The organism is Streptomyces lateritius, assembly GCF_014649715.1.
Classification (GTDB): Bacteria; Actinomycetota; Actinomycetes; order Streptomycetales; family Streptomycetaceae; genus Streptomyces; species Streptomyces lateritius.
The window spans coordinates 134,291-143,335 of the sequence record NZ_BMTO01000019.1 but is presented as its reverse complement, the minus strand read 5'-3'; the positions used below and the strand labels follow the sequence as shown (position 1 = coordinate 143,335).

The window sequence follows — 9,045 nt, the reverse complement described above, 5'->3', positions numbered from 1 at the left end:
GATCGGCGTAGACGGCTACGCTCGCGATTCCGGCATCCCGGCACGCCCGGGCGACGCGGACAGCGATTTCGCCACGGTTGGCGATGAGCACCTTGCGCACGATGAACGTCTCCCCTGACTCGCTCGGAGTCACCAGAGTGTTCGGTGGCCGCTCATACGTTCAACAGGCCCGGCTACAGGACTCAGTCCAAATTCGCAGGACCCGTGCAGCTGTGTCGGAAGAAGTGAAGAGAATGGTCAGACGCCCGTCAATCGACCGGTCCCGGCCATACCTGCGAGGTAATCCGGGTGCGGCCACCGTGAAGGCCGCCGCACCCGTCAGGGGAACAGGTTCAGGCGGCCTGAACCAGTTCTCGGTACCATCCGCGCATTCTCGGGAAATCCTCTTCGAACGCGGGACCCGGAACCCGCTTCAGATCGGCCCACAACGGCGCGCTGTCGTACCAGTGGTCGGTCGCCAGCATGTCGATTCCGTGCCTCGCCCAGCCCTCGCCGGCCAGGCGCTCACGCGCCTGCGCCACCGTCAGCTCGCCCCGGGCGCGCGGCAGCGCCGCACAGGCCGCGACCGCGCGCAGCAGCATGGCGGCGCTCACCGGCCGCGGGTGCGCGGCGTGGTAGACGGACGCCGTGAGGCTGCCCGCCGGGGCGAACCCCACCCCCAGCAGGAGCTGCGCCAGCTCCGGCGCGGCGATGGCGGACATCCGGCTGCGCCACCCCTCGGCGCCGCCCTGCAACGCCCGCAGGAGCCGTACGAGTCCGGGGACGACCCATGTGTCGCCCTCTCCGTACACCAGATGGGGGCGCAGGACGATCCCGCCCGCGGCGAGCACGGCGTCCTCGGCGGCCGCCCGGGTCCGGGAGGTCGGCGACCCCGGACGGCGGGTGAGCTGCTCGGGGCGGGCGCCCCGGAAGACCCCGCGTCCGTACACGGAGGCCGTACTGAGATACACGATGCGGGACACCCCGGCCCGCTGCGCCTCCGCCACGAGTGCGGCGGTCCCCCGGGCGTTGACAGCTTCGTTGGCGTCGGCGCTCCCTCCGATCTGCGAGGCGCAGTGGAGCAGGACGTCCATCCCCTCGCAGGCCCCCCGCAGGGTTTCGGGGCGGGTGAGATCGGCCCGGACGACCCGGGCGGCGGCCGCTCCGTGGGGGGCGAGCGGCCGGCGGTGCGACATCAGAGTGAGATCCGTACCCTGCCGCGCCGCCTCGCGGACGACATGGCTGCCGATGAACCCCGAGGCGCCGGTGATGATGGTGGCGAACAAGCGACACTCCCCTGTCGGAGGCTGATGGGCTCAACAGCCACGGGGTCTGAGGACGAGGTCGGCTCCGAAGACGTTCTGGCCCTGCTGCTCCCCGCGGACCGTGACCGGCACGTCGCCGGACGCGTCGGGCGCGCCCACCGTCGCCTCTATTCGGCAGGGCGCGTCCAGCTCCGCGTACCGCGTGAAGGTGCTGTCGAGTGCGACGACGAGCGCGTCGGGCAGACCGGTGGAGGCGTGCGCGGCCTGCCGGGCCGCCTCCAGAAGCACCATGCCGGGGACGTGGTCGACCGGGTGGTCGAAGAAGATCGGGTGCGCGGTGTCGACCCGGAGCTCCCAGGCGTGCCGATCCTCATCTCCCGTCATCTCCGAGGCCGAGGGCTCCGCGAGGACGACGTGTCCGACATCGGTACGCCCCACCCGCGCCGCATCGATCGGGCGGCCGACGGCGCGGTCGGTGCTGGTGGGACGGTCGCCGCGCAGGCGGCGGTGGACGGTGCCGCTGGTGCAGCTGAAGGCCGCCCCGGCGGTGGCCAGGGCCATCCCGTCGACCTTGACGGTGACGTCGTACCGCATGCCGCCCAGGGTCTTGCCGCGGCGGACGACGTCCCGGCACACCGTGTGCAGCTCGACCTCGGTGGGAGCGGCGCCGGCCACCAGCAGCTCCTCGGTGGTGGCGAAGGACATGTTCCACATCAGGAAGTGGTGGCCGAAGGGGACCCCGTACTCGGCGTGCGACAGCAGGGACCCGATCTGGCGGACCGACTCGATCAGGAGCATCGGGTCCTGGTAGCCGCCGGCCTGGGAGAAGAGGGAGTGCCCGCGCGGCCACTGGGCCTGGACGACGAAGACGTCGGACCGACCGTCCGGGAAGACGTCGGCCTGACCGTCCTGGATGCCGGGGACCGCCTCCCAGCCGGTGAGCAACACTTCGGAGACAGCGGCACGGTGGACGTACTGGCGCGGGACGGTCGTGGTGAGACCCGGACGCCCGGCGGCGAAGCCCGGAGCAAGGACGCTGTTCGTGCGAGGCTCGTGCTGCGCGGAGGCAAGAGACGGCATGCGTGGCACTCCTGATCTGTTCTGGACAGGGGTGAGCAGCCGGACGCCGGCAGCCACCCCCGTGGCCGACGATCTGTTGCGGGTCCCAAGATACAGACAAGTCGGTTCGTAAAATCAAGTAAAGGTTTGGTCTGCACGCGGGCCGGATCAGATGCATCGCACACACACCCCGTGACCTCACAGTGACCAGACCGGACGGGAGAGTCTGGTGGAAAGCGGGGCGAAGTGGAGCGTACCGACCGGCCCATCCAAGATTCGGCCACCACGAGGCTGTTCTTGACTTTCCGTCAAGAAAACCAACAGACCTGCCTGGTTCCCCGTACTGAGCAGGCATCTTCACCCTCCGACCATCGAGCGAGGAGGCGCGACGACACGCAGACAATTCCCGGGCAAAACAGCGATCACCGCAGGTGAATGACGTCCGATCCGCACCAACACCACGGCGCTCATTGTCCGTTGACAATCAGACAAGTCTGTTTGCTATCTTCGGCAGGCACGAGCAGCCAGCAGTCAGCAGTCCGTGATGCCACGCCCGTGCCTCAGGAGGAGCAGATGAACCGGCAGGCCTCAGATCTACTCGACCCCAGGACAGAGCAGCATCACCCCTTCACCACCCCGCCGCAGCCGCACCGCGGCGCGGCCCCGCCCCCGCCCCCGCCCACCACCGGCGAGCGCCAGGTCCTGCGGGTCCTGGTCGTCGAGAGCGAGACCCGCGCCGCCGACGCACTGGTCCAGGGCCTGCTCCGGCAGGGGTACCGGGCCGAGAGCGTGGCCACGGGCGGCAAGGCGCTCCAGCTCCACCAGCAGGCGGACCTGATCCTGCTCGACCTCGACCTGCCCGATCTGGACGGACTCGAGGTCTGCCGCAGCGTGCGGTCGGTCAGCGACACCCCGATCATCGCGGTGACGGGACGCGGCAGCGAGCTGGACCGCGTCCTCGGCCTCCAGGCCGGCTCGGACGACTACATGGTCAAGCCGTACGGCTTCCGCGAACTGCTGGCCCGGATCGAGGCGGTGATGCGCCGGGCCCGGCCCCGGCAGACGGTCACCCGGATCATCGACCACGGCCCGCTGCGCATCGACGCGACCACCCGCGAGGCCACGCTGGACGGCCGGCCGGTCGACCTCACGCGCAAGGAGTTCGATCTGCTGCACCTGCTCGCCTCGCAGCCCGGGGCCGTGATCTCACGGCGTCAGCTGATGACGCAGGTCTGGGACGACACCTGGTCGCACCGGGGCCGCACCATCGACACGCACGTCAGCAGCCTGCGGGGCAAGCTCGGCTCCAGCAACTGGATCATCACGGTCCGCGGCGTCGGCTTCCGCCTCGGCCACCCCTGACCCGCCCCGCCGCCGAGGCCCCCGCCGGGACCCTCGGCCGGGACACCCCGCCGGGCCGCCGAGGTCTTGCCGGGCCGCCACCCGGCCCGCCCGCTCCGCCCACCCGCTCCCCTTGCCCGCTCGAATCCGGAACGCTTTGCTCCAGGTACTGACGACCATGTCCTGTTGCCCATAGGATGCAGACAAGTCGGTTCGTTTCAAGCGAGTGCAAGGATCCGGGATGGGTAAGCAGGAGCGCGGAGAACGGTCGAGGCTCTCGATCCTGGAGGCCGCGGCCCGGGTGTTCGACGTCCGCGGTTTTGACGCGGCGAGCACCAACGAGATCCTCGCCAGCACCGGACTGACCAGAGGCGCCCTCTACCACCACTTCCCGTCCAAGGAAGCGATCGCCGCCGCGCTGCTGGCCGCGCACAGCGAGGCGCTGGTCATCCCGGAACATCCGGTGAAGCTGCAGTCCGTCATCGACCTCACCCTCGAGTTCGCCTTCCGGCTCCAGCGCGACCCGGTCCTGCGCGCGAGCGTGCGGCTGGCCGTGGAGCAGACGTCCTTCCCCCGCCCGACGACCACACCGTACGAACAGTCCGGCGCGGCCATCCTCGGGCTGCTCCAACAGGCCCGTGAGCAGGGCGAGATCCTGCCCGGCGTGGACCTGAAGGAGGCCACCTCGATCATCATCGGCTCGTTCACCGGTATGCAGGTGATGTCGCAGGTGTACACCAACCGCCGGGACCTGCCGGAGCGCGTCACCGTCATGTGGCGCTTCCTGCTGCCGGGCCTGGCCACCCCGGGCATCCTGAGCCACCTCCGCGTCACGCCGGCACAGAGCCGCAGCGGAGAGCCGGCAGAGCCGGAGCCGACCCCGTTGGCCTCCTAGCCGGTCGCGGCGCGCCGCGACCGGGGGCCGCGGGGCAGACGGTCGCGGAAGGAGCCCGGGAGCGCTCAGTCCCGACCCGCGGCCGAGGAGGCCCCGGCCCGCTCCACGGGAGCGAAGAGCGGCTCGAGCATGCTCCAGATCCGCTCACTGGTCTCCGGGTCCCACCACCGCCGGTCGGTGTACCCCAGCGACTGCAGGCCGGCGGTGACGACGACGGCCAGGTCGGCGAGCTGAACCCGCTCCGGGGTGTCGGACGCGCCCTCGGCCCACCCTTCCGCCCCGGTTTCCGCCCCCTCCCCCGCCGCCGACGGCGGGGCGATCCGGTCCCGCATCAGGGAGAGCACTTCATCACGCAGCCGCGGCGGTCCGTCCGTACCGTTCTGGCCCAACCTCATGCCGGCGCGGACCAGTTGCTCCTCGGACATCGCCACACCGAGGGCGGTGCTCAGGCGCGCCGGGGCGTCGGCGGCCGGCCCCGCGAACGCGTCCTCGACCAGGGCCGTCGTGCGGGCGCTCGCCTGGGCCCGCACCTCGGCGACCAGCTCGGCGGTGGAGGAGAAGTGGTGATACAGCGCCCCTCGGCTCACCCCGGCGACCCGGCAGATGTTCACCAGACCGGCGTCGGCGAGCTGCCCGTCGGCGATGAGTTCCGCCGTGGCGCGCACGAGGGCCTGGCGCGTCTGCTCGGACCGCTTGTGCATGGGCCTGCGCCTGCCTCTTTCTCGATACGGCTCCAAGGGCAGGGGAGGCCCGTCCGGCGTCTCTGCCCAACCGGAATCATACAACCCTGCCTGTATCCAGGCATAGGCCTGTCACCAAAACCCCTCACCTTCTCCCACTGACACGTACAAACCCTGGGCGCTTTCACCCACTCCGCACGAAGTCTTCCAACATCGCCCGTTACTTGACTTATTGACAATCAGACAAGTCTGTTTGTTATCTTCGGCTCGCCGTCAGCGGCACAGCACCCGTAGCGTCCGAGGAGTTCCGATGAACAGCTCGACCGTCACCGTCATGGGAAGCGACTTCCGCGAGGCCCTGCACGCAGGATTGCTGCGCGCCGCCCCCCGCATGACGCAGCCGCGCACCGACGACCCCCGCCACCCGTCGGCGCCTCCCGGCGCCCGGAGGACCGCCGACTCGGCGACCGCCGGCCCCGTGCTGTGGACCTGGGAGACCGAGGCGATCCTGGAACGCTTCGAGGAACGGCTGCCGTCGGCTCTGCTCCCCGCCGAGGCGGAGGTGCCCGAACTACGCGCCACGCTCGTCGCGTTCGCCCGCGCGGTCCTCCTGCGGGTGGGAGAGCTGGACCGCCCGGACACGACCGCCGCCGCCACCCCACCGTGCGAACCCTTCGCCGCGGCGCCCCACCAACTGGTCGCCGCGGGCTCGCTGCTCTTCGAGTGCGGGCTGCTGCACCTCCTCGAAGGTGGCGCGCCCCGACGCGCGGCGACCCTCGCCCAGAAGCTCGGCGACACCCTGCGCGGCGCCGACCGGGACTTCTGGCACGGCGACGACGGACGGGCGGACTGCCGCCGGCTGGCCCGGCAGCTCCACGACGAACTCGGCGGAGCCCTGACGGCGGCCCGGCGCAGCATCGACCTCGCCACCCGGGAACCCCAGGCCGGAGGCCGCCACTTGGCCGACGCCGGCCGTGCCCTCGACGAGGCCTGCCAGGAGACCCGGGCACTGGTCCACGACCTCCGCCACCGCGCCCGGCACCCCACCCTGCGCGAAGCCCTCGACGGCTTCCTCGCCGGCGCCCGCCCGACGGCCCGCGTGTCCGTCCGCATGACCGGCAACGAGGCGCAGGTACCCGAACGCCACCGCCAGGAGGTCTTCTTCGTCCTCCGCGAGGCCCTGCGCAACAGCCTCCAGCACGCCACCCCCGAGCACATCGAGGTCCGTGTGCGCACCACTCGCCGCTGGCTCTACGCCAAGGTGGAGAACACCGGCCCCACCCCCGCCCCGGCCCCGCCCGGCAACGGCCTGCGCTCCATGGCCGAACGCATGGAGGACCTCGGCGGCCGCCTGCGCGTCTCCACCCCCGACACGGGCGGCACCCGCGTGGAGATCCACCTCCCCCTCCCCTCCCGCCGCTGACCCCGACGCGACAGGCGGCGGACGGATCAGGAATGAAGAAGCACCACCCACCGGGCCGCCGCTAACGTCACGGCCATGGACATCACCATTCACACGGTCTCCCTCCCGCACGACGACCCGGACGCGTCCGTGGCCTTCTACCGCGACGCCCTCGGCTTCGAGGTCCGCAGCGACGTCGGCCAGGGCAAGATGCGCTGGATCACGGTCGGCCCCGTCGACCAGCCCGGCACCTCCATCCTCCTGGCGCCCCCGGCCGCCGACCCCGGCATCACCGAGGACGAGCGCCGCACCATCGTCGAGATGATGGCCAAGGGAACGTACGGCTGGATCCTGCTGGCCACCCGGGACCTCGACAACACCTTCGCGAAGGTCCAGGCAGGCGACGCCGAGGTCGTCCAGGAGCCGACGGAGCAGCCGTACGGCATCCGGGACTGCGCCTTCCGCGACCCCGCCGGCAACCTGATCCGTATCCAAGAACTCCGCTGAACCGACGGGAGCCCCCTATGTGTCACCCCGGGTGGACACGCGCCCTCACGGCGGCGCAGCACCTGAGCGACCTCGCACGCCTGCGCCGCGTCCGCGACCGGATCGACCGCGAGTACGCGCTCCCGCTGAACGTCGAGGCGCTCGCCCGCGAGGCGGACATGCCGCCCGCGCACCTGACCAAGCAGTTCCACCTCGCCTACGGCGCCTCGCCGTACACGTATCTGACGGCACGTCGCGTCGAGCGCGCGGCGAGGCTGCTCCGAAGCGGCGACCTCACCCTCACCGAGGTCGCTTCGGCGGTCGGCTGCTCGTCCCCGGACACCTTCGCCACCCGCTTCACCGAGCTGGTCGGCATGCCGCCCGCCGCCTACCGGTGCCACGCGGCGGAACAGGTGCCCGGAACGGTCAGGAATCGAGAAGCCCCGGCGGCCGTGCCGCACCTAGCGTGAAGCACATGACCTCCTTCGACTCCGTCACCCTCGAGGTGGACGACCCGACGGCCGCCCACCGCTTCTACACCGCCTTCGGTCTGGACACGCAGGTCCGCCTGCGTGCCTCTGAGGCCCCGACGGCCGGCTTCCGCGGGTTCGCGCTGTCGCTCACGGCCTCCCAGCCGGCCGACGTCGACGCCCTCGTCGACGCCGCCCTCCACGCCGGCGCCACGCCGCTGAAGCCCGCCTCGAAGTCGTTCTGGGGTTACGGCGGCGTCGTACAGGCCCCGGACGGAACGATCTGGAAGGTCGCCACGTCGACGAGGAAGAACACCGGCGCGGCCACCCGGCGGTTCGACGAGATCGTCCTCCTCCTGGGCGCCGCGGACGTGGCGGCGAGCAAGGAGTTCTACGTCGGCCGCGGCCTGCCCGTGGCGAGGAGCTTCGGCCGCAAGTACGTCGAGTTCGCCACCCCGTCGTCCCCCGTCAAGCTGGCCCTGTACGGCCGCCGCGCTCTCGCCAAGGACCTCGGCGTCCCCGAGGACGGCACCGGCTCCCACCGCCTCACCCTCGCCGGCCCCACCGGCCCCTTCACCGACCCGGACGGCTTCGTCTGGGAAACCCACGCCTGAGAGGAACCACCACATGAGCGCCGACACGACCGACAAGAAGTACGACGGATTCACGGACGGTGAACGCGACGCGATGAAGGAGCGTGCCAAGGAGCTGAAGGCATCCACGCGCCGCAGCCCCCGCGCGCCGAAGGCGGACACGGAGAGCGAGGTACTCGCGAAGATCGCCGAGATGCCGGAGCCGGACCGCGTCCTCGCCGAACGCGTCCACGCCCTCGTCAGGACCGCCGCCCCGGACCTCACCCCGAAGCTCTGGTACGGCATGCCCGCCTACGCCATGAACGGCAAGGTCCTCTGCTTCTTCCAGAGCGCCCAGAAGTTCAAGTCCAGATACGCCACCCTCGGCTTCAGCGACCCGGCGAACCTCGACGAAGGCACCATGTGGCCGACCGCCTACGCCCTGACGGACCTGACCCCGGCCGACGAGTCCCTGATCACCACCCTCCTCAAGAGGGCGACGACCTGACCCCACCCGCCTCCCCCTGAAGGGGTGCGCGCCCGCGCACCCTGATCCGCTACGCTGTCAGCGGTCACGCCTTCGTAGCTCAGGGGATAGAGCACCGCTCTCCTAAAGCGGGTGTCGCAGGTTCGAATCCTGCCGGGGGCACAAGAGCAGAGGACCCCTACCGATCTCGGTAGGGGTCCTCTGCCATCCACGGCTGACATCAACGCCAGCGGTCAGGGACGCCCGGGCCGCCTCTTGAGCAGCCGGTCCATGTGACTGATCGCCTCGCGCTGTGTGTCCTGGACGACGTGCGTTTACACGTCCACGGTGACGCCGCACGCCAGATCGAGTGCTTCCTGGAAGCCCCGGCAAGGTGCGTAGCGCTCACCACAGAGGCGCTCGCAGCTCC

Annotated in this window: 11 protein-coding genes, 1 tRNA gene and 1 pseudogene; 8 read left to right on the top strand and 5 right to left on the bottom strand. The window is 70.9% G+C overall.

The features are described from left to right. The 3 genes from IE136_RS31255 to IE136_RS31245 form a co-directional block, all read right to left on the bottom strand. The coding region (locus tag IE136_RS31255; RefSeq protein WP_157847070.1) for a biotin carboxylase N-terminal domain-containing protein at positions 1 to 100 on the bottom strand (100 nt) is incomplete at its 3' end. Positions 101 to 332: 232 nt separating this feature from the next. Continuing rightward, positions 333 to 1,265 (bottom strand): NAD-dependent epimerase/dehydratase family protein, encoded by a 933-nt coding sequence (locus IE136_RS31250; RefSeq protein ID WP_189601975.1) that lies wholly within the window; start codon positions 1,263 to 1,265, stop codon positions 333 to 335. A gap of 30 nt (positions 1,266 to 1,295) precedes the next feature. Next, a complete protein-coding gene (locus IE136_RS31245) occupies positions 1,296 to 2,324 on the bottom strand; it encodes a ScbA/BarX family gamma-butyrolactone biosynthesis protein (protein ID WP_158988104.1) in 1,029 nt (342 codons plus the stop codon). Positions 2,325 to 2,876: 552 nt separating this feature from the next. Here IE136_RS31245 and IE136_RS31240 point away from each other — a divergent pair. After that, a complete protein-coding gene (locus tag IE136_RS31240; protein WP_158988105.1) occupies positions 2,877 to 3,665 on the top strand; it encodes a response regulator transcription factor in 789 nt (262 codons plus the stop codon). A gap of 220 nt (positions 3,666 to 3,885) precedes the next feature. Continuing rightward, positions 3,886 to 4,539 carry a ScbR family autoregulator-binding transcription factor gene (locus IE136_RS31235; RefSeq protein ID WP_158988106.1) on the top strand — a complete coding sequence of 218 codons (654 nt, stop codon included), beginning with the start codon at positions 3,886 to 3,888 and terminating at the stop codon, positions 4,537 to 4,539. A 65-nt stretch (positions 4,540 to 4,604) separates the two neighbouring features. On the opposite strand, the gene IE136_RS31230 is transcribed toward IE136_RS31235, so the two are convergent. Then, a complete protein-coding gene (locus IE136_RS31230) occupies positions 4,605 to 5,240 on the bottom strand; it encodes a TetR family transcriptional regulator (protein WP_158988107.1) in 636 nt (211 codons plus the stop codon). Positions 5,241 to 5,529: 289 nt separating this feature from the next. On the opposite strand from IE136_RS31230, the gene IE136_RS31225 reads away from it, so the two are divergent. From IE136_RS31225 to IE136_RS31200, 6 genes are all read left to right on the top strand, one after another. Continuing rightward, entirely contained in the window at positions 5,530 to 6,642 is a 1,113-nt protein-coding gene (locus IE136_RS31225; RefSeq protein ID WP_158988108.1) for a sensor histidine kinase, read from the top strand. 75 nt (positions 6,643 to 6,717) lie between these two features. Beyond that, positions 6,718 to 7,128 (top strand): VOC family protein, encoded by a 411-nt coding sequence (locus IE136_RS31220; protein ID WP_158988109.1) that lies wholly within the window; start codon positions 6,718 to 6,720, stop codon positions 7,126 to 7,128. Between the two features lie 17 nt (positions 7,129 to 7,145). Beyond that, positions 7,146 to 7,577, top strand: a complete 432-nt coding sequence (locus IE136_RS31215; protein WP_158988110.1) for a helix-turn-helix transcriptional regulator — start codon at positions 7,146 to 7,148, stop codon at positions 7,575 to 7,577. 5 nt (positions 7,578 to 7,582) lie between these two features. Continuing rightward, a complete protein-coding gene (locus tag IE136_RS31210; protein WP_158988111.1) occupies positions 7,583 to 8,191 on the top strand; it encodes a VOC family protein in 609 nt (202 codons plus the stop codon). A gap of 13 nt (positions 8,192 to 8,204) precedes the next feature. Further along, positions 8,205 to 8,657 carry an iron chaperone gene (locus tag IE136_RS31205; RefSeq protein ID WP_158988112.1) on the top strand — a complete coding sequence of 151 codons (453 nt, stop codon included), beginning with the start codon at positions 8,205 to 8,207 and terminating at the stop codon, positions 8,655 to 8,657. Between the two features lie 68 nt (positions 8,658 to 8,725). Beyond that, positions 8,726 to 8,798, top strand: a tRNA-Arg gene (locus IE136_RS31200). Positions 8,799 to 8,869: 71 nt separating this feature from the next. Here the strand turns inward: IE136_RS31200 and IE136_RS36140 are convergent. Further along, positions 8,870 to 8,950, bottom strand: a pseudogene (locus IE136_RS36140) (integrase); the annotation flags it as partial. Between the last annotated feature and the right edge of the window lie 95 nt (positions 8,951 to 9,045).